The 17,861-nt window shown below is 42.9% G+C and carries 20 protein-coding genes; 12 read left to right on the forward strand and 8 right to left on the reverse strand.

Features of this window, described 5'->3' with window-relative positions; all coding sequences use genetic code 11:
- Positions 1-226 precede the first annotated feature (226 nt).
- A complete protein-coding gene (locus tag CSV64_RS10905; RefSeq protein WP_099634494.1) occupies positions 227-1,468 on the forward strand; it encodes an MFS transporter in 1,242 nt (413 codons plus the stop codon).
- A 121-nt stretch (positions 1,469-1,589) separates the two neighbouring features.
- On the forward strand, positions 1,590-3,443 hold the full coding sequence (locus CSV64_RS10910; RefSeq protein ID WP_233190443.1) for a transglycosylase domain-containing protein: 1,854 nt from the start codon (positions 1,590-1,592) through the stop codon (positions 3,441-3,443).
- Positions 3,444-3,489: 46 nt separating this feature from the next.
- Here the strand turns inward: CSV64_RS10910 and CSV64_RS10915 are convergent, their stop codons facing one another.
- Complete coding sequence (locus CSV64_RS10915) at positions 3,490-4,062, reverse strand: DUF5366 family protein (protein ID WP_099634495.1); 573 nt, start codon at positions 4,060-4,062, stop codon at positions 3,490-3,492.
- Positions 4,063-4,223: 161 nt separating this feature from the next.
- On the opposite strand from CSV64_RS10915, the gene CSV64_RS10920 reads away from it, so the two are divergent.
- Genes CSV64_RS10920 through mnhG form a run of 7 tightly spaced genes read left to right on the forward strand, consistent with a single transcriptional unit; the run spans position 4,224 to position 10,014 of the window.
- On the forward strand, positions 4,224-6,653 hold the full coding sequence (locus tag CSV64_RS10920; protein ID WP_199168512.1) for a Na+/H+ antiporter subunit A: 2,430 nt from the start codon (positions 4,224-4,226) through the stop codon (positions 6,651-6,653).
- On the forward strand, positions 6,640-7,062 hold the full coding sequence (locus tag CSV64_RS10925; RefSeq protein ID WP_029054412.1) for a Na(+)/H(+) antiporter subunit B: 423 nt from the start codon (positions 6,640-6,642) through the stop codon (positions 7,060-7,062). The genes CSV64_RS10920 and CSV64_RS10925 overlap by 14 nt, the downstream gene beginning before the upstream one ends.
- Positions 7,062-7,403: a Na(+)/H(+) antiporter subunit C gene (locus CSV64_RS10930; protein ID WP_099634497.1), complete on the forward strand. Its 342-nt coding sequence runs from the start codon at positions 7,062-7,064 to the stop codon at positions 7,401-7,403. The genes CSV64_RS10925 and CSV64_RS10930 overlap by 1 nt, the downstream gene beginning before the upstream one ends.
- Positions 7,396-8,880 carry a Na+/H+ antiporter subunit D gene (locus CSV64_RS10935; RefSeq protein WP_099634498.1) on the forward strand — a complete coding sequence of 495 codons (1,485 nt, stop codon included), beginning with the start codon at positions 7,396-7,398 and terminating at the stop codon, positions 8,878-8,880. The genes CSV64_RS10930 and CSV64_RS10935 overlap by 8 nt, the downstream gene beginning before the upstream one ends.
- A gap of 6 nt (positions 8,881-8,886) precedes the next feature.
- A complete protein-coding gene (locus CSV64_RS10940; RefSeq protein WP_099634499.1) occupies positions 8,887-9,369 on the forward strand; it encodes a Na+/H+ antiporter subunit E in 483 nt (160 codons plus the stop codon).
- Positions 9,366-9,647: a Na(+)/H(+) antiporter subunit F1 gene (locus tag CSV64_RS10945; RefSeq protein WP_099634500.1), complete on the forward strand. Its 282-nt coding sequence runs from the start codon at positions 9,366-9,368 to the stop codon at positions 9,645-9,647. Before CSV64_RS10940 ends, CSV64_RS10945 begins: the two co-directional genes overlap by 4 nt.
- Complete coding sequence (gene mnhG / locus CSV64_RS10950) at positions 9,631-10,014, forward strand: monovalent cation/H(+) antiporter subunit G (protein WP_099634501.1); 384 nt, start codon at positions 9,631-9,633, stop codon at positions 10,012-10,014. Before CSV64_RS10945 ends, mnhG begins: the two co-directional genes overlap by 17 nt.
- Before the next feature lie 19 nt (positions 10,015-10,033).
- On the opposite strand, the gene CSV64_RS10955 is transcribed toward mnhG, so the two are convergent.
- Together CSV64_RS10955 and CSV64_RS10960 are read right to left on the reverse strand one after the other, a co-directional pair.
- Positions 10,034-10,276 carry a hypothetical protein gene (locus CSV64_RS10955; RefSeq protein WP_099634502.1) on the reverse strand — a complete coding sequence of 81 codons (243 nt, stop codon included), beginning with the start codon at positions 10,274-10,276 and terminating at the stop codon, positions 10,034-10,036.
- A 70-nt stretch (positions 10,277-10,346) separates the two neighbouring features.
- A complete protein-coding gene (locus CSV64_RS10960) occupies positions 10,347-11,861 on the reverse strand; it encodes a leucyl aminopeptidase (protein WP_099634503.1) in 1,515 nt (504 codons plus the stop codon).
- Positions 11,862-12,018: 157 nt separating this feature from the next.
- Here CSV64_RS10960 and CSV64_RS10965 point away from each other — a divergent pair, with 157 nt between their 5' ends.
- Positions 12,019-12,495 carry a divergent PAP2 family protein gene (locus CSV64_RS10965; protein ID WP_099634504.1) on the forward strand — a complete coding sequence of 159 codons (477 nt, stop codon included), beginning with the start codon at positions 12,019-12,021 and terminating at the stop codon, positions 12,493-12,495.
- A 239-nt stretch (positions 12,496-12,734) separates the two neighbouring features.
- Here the strand turns inward: CSV64_RS10965 and CSV64_RS10970 are convergent, their stop codons facing one another.
- From CSV64_RS10970 to CSV64_RS10980, 3 genes are all read right to left on the reverse strand, one after another.
- Entirely contained in the window at positions 12,735-13,061 is a 327-nt protein-coding gene (locus CSV64_RS10970) for a YuiB family protein (RefSeq protein WP_099634505.1), read from the reverse strand.
- Between the two features lie 217 nt (positions 13,062-13,278).
- Positions 13,279-14,496: an NAD(P)/FAD-dependent oxidoreductase gene (locus CSV64_RS10975; RefSeq protein ID WP_099634506.1), complete on the reverse strand. Its 1,218-nt coding sequence runs from the start codon at positions 14,494-14,496 to the stop codon at positions 13,279-13,281.
- Between the two features lie 236 nt (positions 14,497-14,732).
- Positions 14,733-15,098 carry a HesB/IscA family protein gene (locus CSV64_RS10980; RefSeq protein ID WP_099634507.1) on the reverse strand — a complete coding sequence of 122 codons (366 nt, stop codon included), beginning with the start codon at positions 15,096-15,098 and terminating at the stop codon, positions 14,733-14,735.
- 120 nt (positions 15,099-15,218) lie between these two features.
- Between CSV64_RS10980 and CSV64_RS10985 the strand changes: the two genes are divergently transcribed.
- Complete coding sequence (locus CSV64_RS10985; protein ID WP_199168506.1) at positions 15,219-15,923, forward strand: DUF2225 domain-containing protein; 705 nt, start codon at positions 15,219-15,221, stop codon at positions 15,921-15,923.
- A gap of 60 nt (positions 15,924-15,983) precedes the next feature.
- Here CSV64_RS10985 and CSV64_RS10990 read toward each other — a convergent pair whose 3' ends face one another.
- Positions 15,984-16,223, reverse strand: a complete 240-nt coding sequence (locus CSV64_RS10990; RefSeq protein ID WP_085131439.1) for a NifU family protein — start codon at positions 16,221-16,223, stop codon at positions 15,984-15,986.
- 83 nt (positions 16,224-16,306) lie between these two features.
- On the opposite strand from CSV64_RS10990, the gene CSV64_RS10995 reads away from it, so the two are divergent.
- Positions 16,307-16,633: a YuzD family protein gene (locus CSV64_RS10995; RefSeq protein WP_099634508.1), complete on the forward strand. Its 327-nt coding sequence runs from the start codon at positions 16,307-16,309 to the stop codon at positions 16,631-16,633.
- A 143-nt stretch (positions 16,634-16,776) separates the two neighbouring features.
- Here the strand turns inward: CSV64_RS10995 and CSV64_RS11000 are convergent, their stop codons facing one another.
- Complete coding sequence (locus CSV64_RS11000; RefSeq protein ID WP_099634509.1) at positions 16,777-17,844, reverse strand: NAD(P)/FAD-dependent oxidoreductase; 1,068 nt, start codon at positions 17,842-17,844, stop codon at positions 16,777-16,779.
- Between the last annotated feature and the right edge of the window lie 17 nt (positions 17,845-17,861).

Genomic DNA, 17,861 nt, shown 5'->3' on the forward strand with positions numbered 1-17,861 from the left:
TATCCGCTCATACTTACGGGTTATGCGATCAATCATGACACTCAACCGCTCATTGCCCTCTGCGTTTCCTCTACTCTTGAATCCCATAAGCCAATAAACGTCCTTCAATGGCAGCGGAACACCAAAATCTACTCCACATCAGGTGTAGGCACTAAGTTTCCTTCGACTACCGAATTGTTTTATACTATGTACCATCTTAGCATTACAGGAGGAAGGCGGTTCAACGTTGAGTCGACATAAGAAAAATTTCATTATCATCTGGGTCACAAACTTTCTTGTAGCAGGGACGATGACGATGATTATGCCGTTCCTGTCGTTATATATTGAAACGTTTGGGGATTATTCTGATGCATATGTCCAGAAATGGGCAGGATTAATTTTCGGTGCTACATTTATTACTGCGCTGATTATGTCTCCTATTTGGGGACGATTTGCAGATCGTTTCGGCTTTAAGCCCATCTTGCTAATTAATGGTTTCGGGATTACAATTTCGGTCTTTTTGATGGGCTTTGTGAATTCCGTAGAAACCTTTTTCGTCTTAAGACTTCTAATGGGTCTAGTTACAGGATTTTTACCGACCTCATTAGCTTTCATTTCATCTCAGACGCCCCGTGAGGAAGCAGGTAAGATGCTCGGAACGCTGCAAATGGGCGGTGTTGCGGGTATGTTATTTGGACCTGTTCTTGGTGGTCTGATGGCTGATACGTTCGGTTTTGAGTATGCTTTCATCATCACGTCCGTTTCCGTACTGATTGCGACGTTGCTTGTGCTATTTGGGATTAAAGAAGAAGCGCGTGTCAAAGTGCGAAAAGTAGCGAAGTATTCACGGAAAGTCATTTTGGGCGGATTATTCAAACACCGTCTGATGTTCAACGTCATGGTCGTCACGACGTTGATCCAAGTCGGGAATTTCAGCATTCAACCGTTGCTGTCACTTTACGTAGCGGATTTGACTCACGCTGCAACGAATGTAGCGTTCCTTGCAGGGTTGACGTTTAGTGCTACAGGACTCGGTAATTTACTATTTGCCAGGTACTGGGGGAAGGTTGGCGACGATGTCGGGTATGAAAAAATTCTTGGATTACTGCTGATCATGTCGTTCGTCTTCATTATCCCGCAAGCGTTCGTTACGGAACTTTGGCAACTGGTCTTGCTGCGGTTCTTATTTGGTATCTCGACAGGTGGTATGATTCCACTGACGACAGCACTTGTCCGCCGAGAAGCGCCACTGGAAGTTCAAGGCGAAGTAATGGGTTACAACACGAGTTTCCGCTTCCTTGGTAATATTATCGGGCCAATGTTTGGTGGGATTGTTAGTGGATATATCGGGATTCCTGCAGTATTCATTGTGACGGGTGCATTGTTCATAGTCGGTTATTTGTTCTTATCTAGAGCAGTACGACGACCTACACAGGATTTCGAACACTTCTTGGAAGACCGGCAAGTTGAAGCAGACGAACACACATAATCTTAGCCCCGCAAACCGTTAATCGGTTGCGGGGCTTTTTATGTCCTATGATTCAGGCGGCACTTGTCGGTATATGTTATATTTTTCTATAGCTATGCGAATGTACAGGGAGGCTAGTAAGTTGAAACAAACGATTGGATTAGTGATCACGCTTGCTTGCGTTCCGCTATTATTATTTATCCAAAATCAAATCCACGAAGAAACCGTGCAGGCGAAAACATTGCATGCTTCTATTCGTGATGCAGTGCAGTTGGACGTGCCAGCCATGATCTCCCCTATTCAAATGAAAGACCGTAACGGGACGTTATTTGCGGAAGAATATACTGAATGGCGACAGCCGATTAATTTGCAAGATATGACGTTTTTCACGCGCCAGTTGTTTTTGAAAAGTGAAGACCGGACATTTTATGAGCATCGAGGCTATGATATTGCGGCGATCATTCGAGCTTTCACGATCAACGCAGCGGCAGACGCTAAACAGCAAGGAGCTTCAACTATTACACAGCAAGTCGTGCGGATGCGCTATTTATCGACTGAGAAAACGTATGAACGAAAGTTTAAAGAACTCTTCTTTGCAGCAGAACTGGAGAAGCAATCGTCAAAAGATGAAATTTTGGAAATGTATTTGAATGAAATGTATTTCGGCAATCAAGTGTACGGAATCGGCGGTGCGGCAAGCTATTACTTCAGTCGCCCTCTCGAAAAATTACATGAGGCAGAAATCGCATTTTTGGCTGCCATTCCAAACAATCCTTCGCTTTATAATCCAATCAAGCATTTCGATCAAACAAAAGAACGTCAACTACGACTTCTTCAAGTTATGCGCGACCAGCAAGTTATTACAGAAGAGCAATTTGAAGCGTACACTACGTTGCCTATTGAATTGAACGTCAAGAAAAAAGAGCAGTTTTATCCTATGTACAGCTCATACGTATTAGAAGAATTAAAAGAGCTCATCGCGCAGACAGAAGGGCTCGATGTGTCGATGAGTAAAGCGAAAACACCAGAAGAACGTCAACGCTGGCAAAATGAAATCAATCGTCGTACGCGCGAAGTGATCAGTAAAGGCGTGACAATCGATACGGCACTTGATCCAAACAAGCAACGGCATGATGAAAATCGTTTAAATGCACTGATTGGAACGGGTGGTGTGCAGGCTGGAGCTGCTGTGATCGACAATGACATGCGCGAAATCGTCAGTCTATATGCAGGTTCGGGCTATAATAAAACGGACTTCCATCGCGCGTATCAAGCGGTTCGACAACCAGGATCCGCTATTAAGCCTTTGCTTGTCTATGCACCATTTTTTGAAAGTGGTCCGTATCATGCGGATACTCCCGTCAACAGTAGCGATATTTGTATTGCAGGTTATTGTCCGAAAAACTTCGGCAACTATCAATTTGGTACGACTACAGTACGGGAAGCATTCCGCAATAGTTATAATTCGACGGCGGTACGTTTATTGCAACGGGTAGGGATTGACGAAGCTTTCTCACATTTAGCACCTTTTCATTTCCAACACATCGTGGCGGCTGATCGTTCTTATCCTGCAGCGCTCGGTGGATTTTCTAAAGGTGTCACACCGCTTGAGCTTGCCCAGGCGACTACAAGCTTTATCGATGGGACGTACTTGACGCCTCACGCGATTCGCTCGGTAAAGAATAGTAAAGGCGAAGTATTATACAAATGGAAAGATACGTCAAAAGCCGTTTGGTCCCCTTCTACAGTCAACAGTATTCGGTCGTTGATGAAAGAAGTGGTCGTCAACGGTTCAGGTGAAGGAATTACTTATACCACTCGCTATACTGGGGCAAAAACAGGAACGACCGATGCGTTTAAAGACTTGTGGACTATTGGTATGAATGACCGTTATACGTCAGCTGTTTGGATCGGATATGACAGACCGACACCCATTCCACGTCTGCGTGATCAAAAAATTCACCTGCGTGCATTTTCCTCGACGATGCGACCATAAAAGCCTTGCAAGGTCCGTTTACTTCGGATCTGCAAGGCTTTTCATTTTATTTCACTGGATTAGCTAACGGAATACTGGCGAGCAGCCCGTTGTATAGACGGAAAATGATGTACACTAGTCCCGCCACCAAGACACTCCAGATAATAATTTGGAAGAAAATCAAACCTACCGTGTGTGTCAGTGGCATGAATGGACTTAATTTGTAGACTACATACACAAAGTAGACGAATGAAGTGATGAGAAAGATCAATGCAAGCATCTTCCACGATTGAATACCGATTACCGAAACGATGGCACCGATAAAATAAATGACGACACCGGATTTTGAAGCGCTATACGATGCATCGGCTTCTTCTTTCAGGAAAAATAATAAGGCCGTTTCGTGAATGGTGACAGCAATCAGTTTTAAAGCCGCAAATAGCATGAAGAATACTAAAGAATACATTGTCAGCAAAAAGATACGCAATTGAAGATCTGATAAGAACTCCCTCATGCCTTGATAGAGACCGATTTCTTTAAAGAGAATCAGTGTCTCCCCTACACTGTAGACACCAAAGGTCAAACTGAATAATAGCACGGTGACAAATGGTAAATAACTGAACAAATATGGATTTTTCATAATACCTCCGAAAAATAATTTTTCACCCTTCTAATAATATAAGAAGGAAGTCGAATAAAGCAATAATCGGTCAACTGTCGTCTATGCAATTTGAAATGTTTTACGCTATACTAACAAATACGCCCACGCTTATGCCTCGGGAATTTGAATATGTGAAGAACATGGTTGGAAGGAGGATTCTCTTGGAATTCGTGTTATTTATTTTTTTACCTGTAATCTTCGCGATACTTGTTCCTTTTGCTTATAAGAAAATTAAAGGAATACATACGGGTTGGTTTGTTTTATTAGTACCACTAGTGTTATTTAGCTATTACGTAAGCTTTTTACCGCTAGTCATGGATGGTGGTCATGCTATTTCTGAAATGAAATGGATTCCTTCACTTGGAATTGCGTTTACTTCATACATAGATGGTCTTAGTTTATTATTTACGCTATTGATCACCGGAATCGGTTCGTTAGTTGTATTGTACTCTGTGTTCTACATGGATAGGGAGAAAGAAGATCTTGGCAGCTTTTATGTCTACTTACTGATTTTCATGACCGCTATGCTCGGAGTTGTGCAATCTGACAACACGATGACACTCTATTTGTTCTGGGAGTTAACGTCCATTTCGTCCTTCTTATTGATTGGTTTTTGGTACACGAAGGACAAGTCACGTTTTGGCGCACTGAAATCGATGATGATTACGGTGTTTGGTGGATTAATGATGCTCGGGGCATTCATTTTACTCAGCATCATGGGAGAAACTTTCTCAGTACGGGAATTAATTGCCCAAGCTCCTGATCTGATGAATCAACCGTATTTCACTCTGGCATTGGTATTGCTCTTGCTAGGTGCCTTTACGAAGTCGGCACAATTCCCATTCTATATCTGGTTACCAGATGCAATGGAAGCGCCCACACCCGTTAGTGCGTATTTACACTCTGCCACGATGGTAAAGGCGGGTATTTATTTGGTCGCACGATTCACGCCGATTTTCGGCTCTGCGTCCACATGGATTTGGCTGGTCACTGGAATCGGATTGTTGACGCTGTTCTGGGGATCATTCTTTGCAGTAAAGCAAACGGATCTGAAAGCGATTTTAGCATTTTCAACAGTCAGTCAACTCGGTTTAATTATGTCCTTACTTGGGGCAGGTGCTATCTCCTATCATGCGACCGCAGCCATATTTGGCTTCGCGACGTATGCGGCGATTTTCCACTTAATTAACCACGCAGCATTTAAAGGTGGCCTCTTCATGATTGCAGGGATTATTGATCATGAAACCGGTACCAGAGATATTCGTAAGCTTGGTGGATTGATGAGCGTCATGCCGATCAGCTTTACCGTAGCGGCAATCGGTTCATTGTCTATGGCTGGCTTGCCACCGTTCAGTGGATTCTTAAGTAAAGAAATGTTTTTAGAATCTATGGTAGCGCTTCGACACTTTGAATTATTCAACTTCGATACATGGGGCATTATGTTCCCGATCGTCGCGTGGGTTGCCAGTGTGTTTACCTTTACGTACAGTATGTATTTTGTGTTAAAAACATTTATTGGACAGAAGAAGTTTGAACAATTGCCGAAACAACCGCATGAAGCACCGATTGGTATGCTAATTGCCCCTATGATTTTGGCAACGATCGTCATTCTTGTGTTCTTTATTCCGAATGTCATTGGTAAGTGGATTATTAAACCAGCTGTGATGGCGATTCAACCGACATTGTACGCAAGTCCTTCCGCTGTTGATATTCATGTCAAAGCATGGCATGGGTTCGGGGCTGCTGGCTTATGGCTGACAATCGGTGTGGTCGTATTCGGTACATTACTCTATCTAACCATTCCGAAATGGCAACCGTTTTATCGTATCCAGCCTGAAAAGCTATCGCTGAATAATGGCTATGATGCGCTGATGCGTGGAAGTGAAAAAGGATTGAATCGGGTTTCTCGTCTTTATATGACGGGTAAGATCCGGACATACTTATTGTATATGTTCGCCTTCATGTCGGTTACGATCATCGCGATCTTGTTCATCAAGGACGCATTTGTTCTCGATATGAATAGTTTCACAGCGATTACATTATACGGATCGTTAAATGCGATCGTGTTAATTTTATCTGTCGGATTTGTTGTGTTTGCGAAGTCTCGTCTAGCTGCCATTATCGCGCTTGGCGGCGTCGGGTATTCCGTCGCGTTATTCTTCGTCATCTTCAAAGCGCCAGACTTAGCATTGACGCAACTTGTAATCGAGACAGTATCCGTTGCGTTGTTCTTGCTAGCATTCAAGCATTTGCCGGCACTCAGTACGCACGGGGAAACAAAACGCAATAAAGTAGTCAACTTGATTGTTTCATTGAGTGTAGGTGTGATGGTGACATTGGTCGCCCTATCCAGCCACTCACAAAAAATGATCCCTTCGATTTCTCAATACTATAAAGATACGGTCGAGTCAGAAGCAGCTGGCGGAAATATCGTCAACGTCATTCTAGTAGATTACCGTGGATTTGATACATTATTTGAGATCGCAGTACTCGCTATTGCAGGGATCGCGGTACTTGGCATGATTCGCTTGCGTGTATCGAGAAAGGAGCCGAACGATGAAAACAAATGATGTTATTTTACAAACTACAGCCAAAGTAGTGTTTTTCATCATCTTCCTGTTCTCCATCCACATCTTTTTCGCGGGTCACTATGCACCAGGTGGAGGGTTCGTTGGTGGCTTGTTGACAACAGGGGCGATTGTGCTGTTGTTGTTGGCATTCGATTTACGGACGATCCAACAAATTCTACCGTTTAACTTTACGATCATGACTGCGATCGGATTATTGCTTGCATTAGGTACAGCGGCGGGCTCCATTTTCTTTAATGTGCCATTCTTCACACATGCATTCAGTGATTTTGATTTACCACTGTTCGGACATACGTCTCTTCATACAGCGATGTTGTTTGATAGTGGAGTGTACTTAGTTGTCGTCGGTTCCGCCATCACGATTATTCAATCGATTGGAGGCGATGACTGATGGAGTTTATTCTTGCGATTCTCGTCGGTGTATTATTTACGGCAGCCGTCTATTTGATATTATCGAGGAGTTTACTAAAAGTGATTTTAGGTACTGGTTTGCTCAGTCATGGTGCGCATTTACTCATTCTTACGATGGGTGGACTCGGAGGCAACGCGGCTCCCGTTGTACTGGACGGTGTGACTGATTTTGCAGATCCCCTACCACAAGCATTGATCTTAACTGCGATCGTCATCAGTTTTGGTGTGACGGCGGTCATGCTTGTCATGGCATATCGGATGTATGCTGTACACCAAACAGATAATATGAATGAATTGAGAGGGAATGATGAACATGATTAATCTTCTTTTATTTCCGATCATTATTCCTTTCTTTTTCGCGATGATCTTATTGTTTTTCAAAGAGCAGGTGGTCGTCCAGAGAGTGTTGACACTGATCGGATTGGCTCTCAGTCTAGTTGCTTCTTTTTGGCTTATCGCGACAGTGAAGACAGAAGGAATCCAAACCGTGACACTTGGGAGCTGGCCTGCACCATTCGGCATTACGATGGTGTCGGACATGTTCTCCGCCTTGCTCGTCACGACGACGATTATCATTACATTTTTTGTCGTCATCTATAGCTTTTCATCCATTGGTGTAGAAAGAGAGAGATTTTTCTACTATCCCGCGATTCTGTTCATGATTACAGGAATCAATGGCGCCTTCACAACAGGCGATATTTTCAATATGTTCGTATTTTTCGAAGTGCTACTGATCGCGTCCTATTTGCTGATTGTACTGGGCGGCGAGAAACGGCAACTTCGGGAATCCATTAAATACATATTGGTAAACGTCATTTCATCTGCCCTCTTCGTCGTTACGGTAGCGTATCTGTACTCGATCATCGGCACATTGAATATGGCGGATATTTCGGTAAAGATTGCCGAGATCAATCAACCAGGAATCATTTCTGTCATAGCGATTTTGTTTTTAATCGTTTTCGGAATTAAAGGAGCCATTTTCCCTTTGTATTTCTGGTTGCCCAATTCGTACGCTGCGCCACCGATACCGATTCTGGCATTGTTCGGTGCCTTACTGACTAAAGTAGGTGTCTATGCGATCACGCGTACTTATACGTTGTTTTTCGTACACGACATCGGGTTTACGCATCAGTTTCTAATGATCCTGTCGTTACTAACGATCATTGCTGGCTGTATCGGTGCCCTTGCGTATTTCGATTTAAAACAAATCATCATTTACAACATCATCATTGCAGTAGGTGTTATCTTGTTCGGCGTAGCTCAAATGAACACGTCTGGACTAGAAGGTGCGGTCTACTATTTGATTCATGATATGTTGATCAAAGGTGCATTGTTTGTCTTGATCGGTATCATTATTTATGCAACTGGCACATCGAACTTGCGGGAAATGGGCGGCTTAATTAAAACCCATGCAACGCTTGGTTGGACCTATTTAATCGCTGCGTTTGGTCTGGCTGGTATTCCTCCGTTGAGTGGATTTATTGGGAAAGTGCTCATCACGAAAGGTGCGTTTGAAGCGGATCATGTGATCGGCAGTATCATTATTTTGGCTTCTAGCCTCGTTGTGCTACTGTCCGTCATCCGAATTTTTATTTATGCATTTTGGGGTCCTCAGAAGAACGAGTTGCCTGTTCGTGATCAACGCACGTATCGCCAGATGATGTTCCCAGCTATTATGTTGGTACTCATTACGGTAGCATACGGTGTCGGTGCAGAGTGGCTTATGCCATATATGACGGATGCAGCGAATGTACTGGCTGATCCATCCATCTATATAAATGCGGTGTTAAAGGAGTAGAGGTCAATGGCTTTTCAGATACTATTAAATTTCTTCATTGCAGTCGTTTGGATGTTCATGTCAAGTTCATTGACACCTTCTACGTTCATCATAGGATATCTTATCGGGCTGTTGATGATCATCATGACACGCCGCTATTTCAGTGGACGCTTGTACATATGGCGAATCTGGTCTGCAGTAAAATTAACAGCGATTTTCCTAAAAGAGCTCATCTTGTCGAATATTTCCGTGTTGCTACTAGTGATCAAACCGGATCTGTCGACTATGCAGCCGATGTTCTTCGCTATGCCAACTGAACTTGAAAAAGATTGGGAAATCACATTGTTATCTAGTTTAATTACGTTAACGCCTGGTACGGTCGTCGTTCATGTATCAGATGATCAGCGAACTTTGTATATCCATGCGATTGATGTAGACGACGTGGATGAAGCAATCGATTCTATAAAAAACACATTTGAGAAAGCCATTATGGAGGTGAGCCGAGGATGAACTTGTTTTATTCCGTCTGTCTCGTGCTAGTCATCCTGTCTATGCTCGGATTACTATATCGTGTATGGAAGGGTCCTTCCGTGCCGGATCGTCTAGTCGCGCTCGATGCGATTGGCGTCATGCTCATATCAGCAATCGCGCTACTTTCCATCTTGTTCGATACACCGTTCTTCATCGATGCGATTCTATTGATCGCCATTATGTCGTTTATCGGCACAGTGTCCTTCTCCAAATTCATTGAGAGAGGAGAGATCATCGAACGTGGACCTAATCGCTGACATTATTATTGTGTTACTCGTTACGGTGGGCATCATTTTCACGATCGTCACAGTCATTGGTATCTTGCGGCTTCCGGATGTCTACACACGGGCACACGCTGCTTCAAAGAGCGCTACGCTAGGGGTTATGAGTTTACTGCTTGGTGTATTCCTTCACTTTTGGTGGAATGAAGGCCATTTCAGTGTGGCGCTGTTGCTCGGTATCGTCTTCTTGTTCATCACTTCTCCGATTGGCGGTCATTTAATGACACGTGCTGCTTATATGTCGGGTGTACAGCCTACCGAATTAACGGTTGGGGATGATCTAAAAGAAGCTGTCAAAGAACAACGTAAAGAATCAGATAAAAACACGCCGGATGACGAATAGTCATCACGGCGTGTTTTTTTTAATAGTACGGGTAATATGGATAATACGGTTGTGGATAGTATGGATAGCTGTTGTAGTAAGGTGGGTAGTATCCACCACCGTAGCCGTAACCTGGAGAAATTGCATTACCTAAAAATCCGCCCACTAATCCACCTAAGAAAGGTCCTCCGAATCCGCCGAAGCCACCAAAGCCACCTCCATAACCGCCACCATGGTGACCATGACCACGTCCACCGTATCCACCTCTATAATTTCTTGTCATCCAAGCTCCCCCTTTCCCTTTATCCTATGACAGACCGAAAAGAAGGAGTGGGGAAAGCGCCTATCTCGAATTATTCTTGTTCTTCTGATTCAGCCGCCAAGCGCTCTACGAAGGTCGCCAATGTACGGACCATCACGCCAGTTGCACCTTTAGGGCCGAGCACATGTGGACTAGCCGCGTCAGACGTACCGGCAATATCTAAATGAATCCACGGTGTATCTCCGACAAACTCTCCGACGAAGCCGCCTCCGAAGATCATATGGCCATCTCGTCCCGGTGAGTTGTTTAAATCTGCGACATCACTTTTTCGAATCCGTTTACGATCGCTTTCAGTTAACGGCATTTGCCAAATGAATTCCCCTGTTTCATCCGCGGCTTCCTGGAATTTATTATAGAATGCGTCATTATTCGTTAGTGCACCTGTTTTATCATTACCGAGCGCCACAATGACACCACCTGTTAGCGTGGCCACATCAATCAAATACTCAGCGCCCGCTTGCTTCGCATAGGTCACTGCATCAGCCAGTACTAAACGTCCTTCTGCATCTGTATTCAACACTTCTATCGTCTTACCGCTTAATGATGTGATGACATCATCCGGCTTGAATGCTTCACCGGAAATCATGTTATCGGATGAAGCAATGACTGCAAGAACATTTTTCTTCGGTCGTGACTCCCCTATGATTGCCATAGCGCCGAGAACAGCCGCTGCGCCACCCATATCCCCTTTCATTCCGACCATACCGTCTTTAGGCTTCAATGAATAGCCACCTGTGTCATACGTGATCCCTTTACCGACTAGACCGACGACATCTTCCCACTGTTCGGTCGCTTGGTACTTCAGCACAATGAGTTTCGGTTCTTCTACTGAACCTTGATTGACCGCAAGAATTGCTCCCATACCAAGCTCTTCCATTTCTGCTTTACCAAGAATATCAATTTCCAAGTCATAGCTTTCCGCTAATTCTCGTGCGTACTCCGCCATCTTAGTTGGCGTCAATAAGTTAGGTGGTACATTGACTAGCGTCCTAGCTTCGTTCACTGCATATGCAGAGATCATGCCGACCTCTCCTGCAGCAATGATACTTTCTTCATCTCCTGGCGCGAAGAATGTAACAGTAGTTAGTGGGACATCCACTTCATTGGATGAAGTCTGGAATCCCTCATACGTATAGGAGCCCATTCCGATACCCTCAGAGGCCAAGAACGCAACGTCCTCACTATCAATCTCTTCGTTACAGAACGGCGCTGTCCAGACCCCTACAGAGCGTATACGGTCTTTGTGTAGTTGTTTACCTACCTCAGCGAATAATTCGCGCAATGGCTGTTCTGTCAGCCGCTTCTGATTGCCTACGCCGACAAAGTACACACGGTCGTAACTTTGCGTTGATAACGCAGGCATTTTAGTAATCGCCTTGAACTTCTGTTGAACGTCGTGTGATTTGATCCAGTCTGGTAATGAAGGATGGAAAGATTCAACGAACGTATCAAAGCCTTCTACGTTCTCTGGATGGTCTGGTATTCCTACAATAAGTACTTCTACTTCTTTCTGATCAATTGCGGATGCTGTGTCTACGTTTATCATGTGTTGTTCCTCCCCTTTTCTTTACGCGTTCCCCATACTAGTATAGACTAGTCAGATTAGCACTTCCAACTACAAATAATTGTTGGTTACATAACGAGTAGATCCAGATTATGTTATACTGAGTGCAAAACTACTGACAATAAAGGAGTGGAATCTCTTGGCTATTTTTGAAAACATACCGCTCCTCGCAGCGCTATTCGCCATCTTTTTTGCCCAATTTGTGAAAATTCCTATTCATTTTTTATTAACACGTAAACTCGATTTCGGACTCATGACTTCCACAGGTGGCATGCCCAGTTCTCACTCAGCAGCAGTCACTGCGCTTACAACTTCCATCGCATTCGAAGCAGGACTGGATTCACCATTATTCGCCATATCCGCCATATTCGCGGTCATTGTCATGTTCGACGCAACCGGCATTCGCTACCAAGCCGGACAACAAGCCTTAATCATCAACCAAATGCGTTCCGACTTCCAAATGTTCGTCAGCGATTTAAAGGATTGGCCAAAGAAAGACAACGACGCTAAAATTCAGGAACTTAAAACCCTCCTCGGCCACAAACCAAACGAAGTATTCTTTGGAGCTTTAACAGGTATTCTCATCTCGATCCTTACGTATACGGTTATATTATAACGTTATCAAACCTACTACGACGCTTGCGTATGGCTCTCGCAGGTGTGAGAGAATCTTTCCCGGATCACTAAGAATGGTAGATTAATCTAGGTGAACGGGTTTGGCACGTAGGACAACAGTGCCAATACCTCCCCAACCTTTCACGTAATAGTAAAAAGCAAAAAAAAAAAACGGAACTGTCACAAGATGTCGTAAATTACGACTTCCTGCCCAGCTCCGTTTTTTCATGTCAACACGTATCAGAACATCTGATAGCCCATCTTGCGTAAAACCTTCATTACGAAACCTGCGATAATCGCTCCGACCATACCACTCGCCAAAATCACGATATCGACAGCATGAAGCGACATAAGATTCGCTCCTAGCTCACTAAAAGCAAAACCAGGCTTTGTAAAGTACTGATACATCGGCACATCATCAATAATAAAGATCACGATAATCGGATAAATAATAGCCATAAGCCACGTCATACGTAACAGCATATTTAATAAAAAGCCGATACCGAAAAACATAACAATAAATATCAAGATCGATAGCATTACTTGTGCTATGGATATAGTTTGCATGCTTGCTAACCTCCAGTTCATCACTTCCACATTTTACAGGATGACGCGACGGCTTTCAATAGAATGAGACAGTATACACAGAACGTTCTTTTCAGATGTCATGAATTCTTAAAATCTGACAGACGATTTCCTCTACTTCGACGGCTTTCACGGTTGACTTGTTGTCTATTTTGTTGCACATAAAAAGCACTCACAAGAGCGAGTGCTTTTTTATTAATCATTTTAGAACGTTAAATTTACCTTTTTTAATCGTTAGTCCAAGACCACCGATCATGAATAGTGCACGATTATCGATCATTTTCTTCATAAATGACGCTTTCGTACCTGTCACTTTTTTATCGAATACTACACCAATTGCATCAGAATCGCCTAAAGAACAAACGCTACCTTTTAAATCGGGTACGAATTCTCTAGTTGGGTTTCCTTTCATCAACGCAATGATATTGTTAGCAATCATCTCACCTTGTTGCATAGCAATTTGTGCAGTGGGTGGGTATGGACGATTGATTGCTTCGTTGATCATCAATGCACAGTCACCTACTACAAATACATCGTCGTATCCTGGCGCACGCATATCTTTTTCAACTTTAACACGGGCACGCATGTTTTCTATACCTGATTCTTCGATCAAGTGGTTACCGCGAACACCGGCAGCCCATACCACCGTACCCGCTTTGATGAATTCAAACTCATCTTCGCCTTTTTTAATCTTCACGCCTTCAGGAGTTGCTTCTACAACCGGTGTACCGATAGAGAATTCTACACCTTTAGTGCCCAATTGACGCACTGCGTATTCCACAAGCTCCGGATCGAAACCAGGCAATACCATTGGCGCTGCTTCTACACATAGAATGCGAACCTTTTTGGCTGGCACATCATATTCCTTACATAATTCAGGTACACGGTTTCCTAGTTCACCTAGATACTCAATTCCTGTGAAACCTGCTCCACCTACAATGATAGTCAAACGGCTATCGTCTTTTACTTCTTCAGTAGACCATGTAGCGAATTGATATTCCATGTGATCACGAATTTGACGAGCTGCATTCACATTGGCAATCGACAATGCGTACTTGTCCAAACCTGGGATTCCAAAAGTTTCCCCTTCGAAACCAAGGCCGATTACTAGGTAATCATATGTGTGTGAACCGAGATTCGTTTTTACATTTTTAGTCGCAACATCGATGCCCGTAACTTCTGCTTCGATGAACTTTACTTTATTACTATTGATTACACTTGAAATATCATAGCGAACTTGTTCTGGGGATAATGTTCCAGCTGCCGCTTCATGCAACCAAGTAGATTCATAGTGATAGTCATTTTTGTTAATCAGCACGATATCTGCTTCATCTGCACCTAATGACTTTTGTAAATTTACAACAGTCATCAAACCGCCGTAACCTGCACCCAATACTAAGATTGTTGGTCTTTTCACGTAAATCGAACCACCTTTTAGTTTCTTAAACGCCGAGTACGTGTAAAATCAATCTTACTTGGTTTTGCAGTGCCGGCATTTAGTTTGATATGAATAGAATCTTACTTTCATTACTAATAGTAGACCTTTTGAGCACGCATTTCAACAGAATTATTATTGTGCGAATAATCAATTTAGACTAGTAATTTGCCTTTTCTATAATTTCATCAAATCCTGCTCGACTCAGATGTTTAAATTCAATCACAATCTGCAGGAGCGCCAGCTTTTTTAGCTGTTCTAAATGAAGTACCGCAACCACAATTTGCAATCGCATTTGGATTGTCGATGGTGAATCCGCCACCCATTAACGACTCTTTATAATCCACTTTTGTACCTACGAGAATAGCTGCATCCTCTTCTTTCACAACTACAGGAACTCCATGAGCTGTATAAGAAATATCATCATCTTCTTTTACTTGGGCAAAACCAAGACCGTATGTTAATCCGCTGCAACCTCCGCCATTAACGGAAACGCGCAAGAAAGATCCTTCTTCCTCGTTATTCGTCATCATTTTCTTCACGTGAAATGCTGCTGCTTCTGTAATCTCTACTGTATTCGTCATTAATATCACTCACTTTCCACGTTTTCTTTTTATCATATCAATCTCTTTCATCACAATGCAAACAAATAGTCCCCCTACTAGGTCTATTTTAATGTATAATAAGACTCAGGAAAGAAAGGAATGATACTAGTGGAAATCAGCCCCTATTACGAGAAAAAGATGCAATGTTTACTGTGTAAAGAGCCTTTCCCTACTACTAAAATTCGTTCTCGCCAAGTAAGGGTAATTGACCATGATAGCGATTTTAGACCTATTTATATAGACAAGGAAGTTAATCCTATTTTTTATAATGTTGCGGTTTGTCCGCATTGCGGTTTTGCATTCACTGATGATTTCGCACCGTATTTTGCGCCAAGCACAAAAGAGTTGATCGCCAAAAATATAACGGCCAAATGGCATAGTCGCTCATTTGGTGGTGTACGGACGAAAGAGCAAGCAGTTGAAGCCTATAAATTAGCGTATTTAAATGCCCACTTTAAAAAAGAAAAGCATTTAACGATGGCTGGGATGATGTTGCGTATAGCTTGGATTTACCGTAATGATGTAAACCGTCAGAAAGAAATGCGTTATCTAGAAATCTCTCGTGATCTGTACATAAGAGCATTTTCTGAGGGTGATTATATCGGAACACAAATGTCCGAAACCCGTGTGCAATATATTATTGCCGAGTTATCCTGGCGCATCCAGGACCGTGCAGAAGCCATACGAAACTTCTCACGTGTAATTGAAACGCAAAAAAGATCGACTGAACCTACCATCATCCAGATGGCTAAAGATCGATGGCAAGAGATCCGTGATGAACAAACTGCTCATAAAACTAGCTGAATAATGAAAACCGTGCAAAGAAGATCATACTTCATTTGCACGGCTTTTTATTTAATGAAATTAAAAAACCTGTTCTACTTCTACTACGCCTGGTACTTCTTCAAGTAATGCACGTTCAATACCAGCTTTTAATGTAATCGTCGAACTAGGGCAAGTTCCGCATGCTCCTAAAAGGCGCAACTTCACTATTCCTTCATCAATATCCACTAGTTCGCAGTCCCCTCCGTCTCGCAAGAGGAATGGGCGCAATTTATCTAGCACTTCTTTTACCGGCTCATATAATTTAATATCTGTTGTCATTGTAATCACACTCTCCTTTCCTTATACTTATTATAAACTGCCAAGCAGAAAAAATCCAATAATGAATCGGAGGTTTGATTAATATGTCACAATCCCCAGTAACAATTGAAGTATATGGAGCAGAAATCATCTGTGCAAGTTGTGTCAATGCACCTTCTTCCAAAGATACGTATGAATGGCTCCAAGCGGCAATATCCAGAAAGTACCCTGAACAACCGTTTACTATTACGTATATTGATATCGAGCAAGAAGTAAAAGAATCACGACAGCAGGAAATCGTCGAGAAAATTCGTGAAGACGAGTATTTTTATCCACTCGTTATGATTAATGATGAAATGATCGGCGAAGGCCATATTCAACTGAAGCCTGTTTTCAATGCTTTAGAAACGCATGGCTATCACGCAGGATAAATTGATAATTTGATGGATTAATTGAGAACAATACATTCACTTAAGCGGTCGTTCTATGTTGAACCGACCGTTTTTTTGTATCCAGACCAAAACAAATTACAGCCAAAAAAGCCACTTCATTGAAGTGACTTGTACATAGTATATTACCCATTATGCCATTTATACATCCATAGCAAGCCGGATTTCATTAGACGGGCGATTCTTCCTGTAACGGTACGATCCGCCAAGTACGCAAACCCTTGTTTCTTCCCTAATGAACCCATGAAACCTTTTAGTTTTAACTCTGGCATTTCAAGCATCAGTGGCTCACCTTTCCAAGTCGAGCGTAATACTTGAACGATTTGCTCTCCTTGAACTTCTGCCAACTGTGCGCTTGGTGCGTGTGGAAGCGCAGCAATATCGCCGACAACATACACGTTTCGGTAATTAGGGACTTGGTGATATTGATTGAGTACGATACGGCCTGAACGGTCTTTCTGAATGACCAAATCATCCACGACCTTACCTGGTTTAATACCAGCTGTCCAAACCACTGCATCTACATCAATTGTATCTTCATGGTTATATAGAATATGTTCGCCAACTTTAGTAATGTTGGAATTCGCAACGACTTCTACTTCGTTCTGATCAAACCAACCTTTTACGAAGTTACTCAATCGTTCAGGGAAGTCACGCAATATACGCGGGCTACGATCGAATAATTTGATTTTCAAATCTGGACGACTTTCACGTAACTCACTCGCTAATTCGATACCGCTAAGCCCAGCACCAACGATTCCTACTGTTGCGCCATCACCTAATCCTAGTAACGTCTGATACGTCCTGCGGGATTTGCCGATTGTTTGGATACTTAGCGTATGTTCAGCCGCTCCAGGTACGTTGTGGTAGTTATCTTCACTACCTAGCCCGATGACTAATTCGTCATATGCAAGTGCTTGACCGTCTGCCAACAACACTTCTTTTTCTTCAAGTTTAATTTCTTGAATCTCGCCTTCTACCACTTTCAATTGGTCATGAACAGGGATTGCTACACGTACATCGGAATCAGAAACTGTTCCTGCTGCCAGTGCATAAAATTCTGTTTTTAAACTATGAAATAGGGTTCTATCGACAAGTGTAATTTCAATATCGCTTGGTAATTCTTTATTTAGCAAACGCAATAAAATTCTCATGTTACCATAGCCGGCACCTAGTAAAAGTAATTTTCTCATAATGCTCTCCTTCTATG

The sequence above is a fragment of the Sporosarcina sp. P32b genome (genome assembly GCF_002743335.1).
GTDB lineage: Bacteria > Bacillota > Bacilli > Bacillales_A > Planococcaceae > Sporosarcina.